The 897-nt window shown below is 43.4% G+C and carries 1 pseudogene; it reads right to left on the reverse strand.

Annotated features, from left to right (window positions below):
* Positions 1-716, reverse strand: a pseudogene (locus K675_RS31735) (O-antigen ligase family protein); the annotation flags it as partial.
* Between the last annotated feature and the right edge of the window lie 181 nt (positions 717-897).

Here is an 897-nt window from a genome sequence, read left to right on the forward strand (position 1 = left end):
AACATCTTCCAGGCAATCTGATATTCTTCGATTCGGGATGAAACGTTGAAATCGCTGGTGGCGCTTGTCGTTGAGTCTATGAGTAAGCCCAATCTGCCTAGCCAAATGCCCTGCATACCAGTAGAAAAAACAAATAAAATCGTGAAGATTAATACGATATTCAAAAAGATAAAAGCTTTCTTGCGCAGAGCCTTGTGAAAGAGAAAAATGAATAAAAAGAAAAGGCCGATAACGAAAGTGGCACTGAGCAACATGCTTCTCGTGAAGGTGATGAGTATTGCAGATGCGCAAAGTAGCGACATCAGCATACCGGTGATCGTTATTTTCTTGTCGCGTGCCAGTACGCCGACTACGATGCCTGCCACTAAACCAATAGGCAACAAGGCATCTGTTGCTTGTGCCAGAGCCATGGTTATGCGATTAGAATATGGACCGATCGCGCTCGGGTTGCCTAGCGCAACCTCTCGAGGGACTTTGATGCTCTCTCCATTAATCAAAACTAGCCAGTACTCTTTCCATAATTCATTATAGAAGTAATAGACTACAATGTGGCCAGATGCCAATAGGATCAATGTTCCGATAGAGATTCCCAGCCAGTGGATTCTTCCTTCATGACCTTTCGTAAATACTGCAATTGGAATCAGTGTGTATACAAATAGAAAGGGTATTATTCCACGAATCCAGTCAGTCAGCGGGGTAGAGTTCTTTATTGCCATGAATAGATTTATTGAGAAAACGATCAAGCCTATCATTAATGGATATTTGAAACGTATAAAGAGGCCTTGTAATCCCTCAGTGCGGAGTATTTCTAGCAAGGTGAAGAAAAAAACGGCACCCAGAAGTGACGCGAACGAGTATTCGTTAACACCCATTGAGTGGGGGGCGACTGGAAGTGAG

It is taken from the genome of Pseudomonas fuscovaginae SE-1 (genome assembly GCF_000364705.1).
Classification (GTDB): domain Bacteria; phylum Pseudomonadota; class Gammaproteobacteria; order Pseudomonadales; family Pseudomonadaceae; genus Aquipseudomonas; species Aquipseudomonas fuscovaginae_A.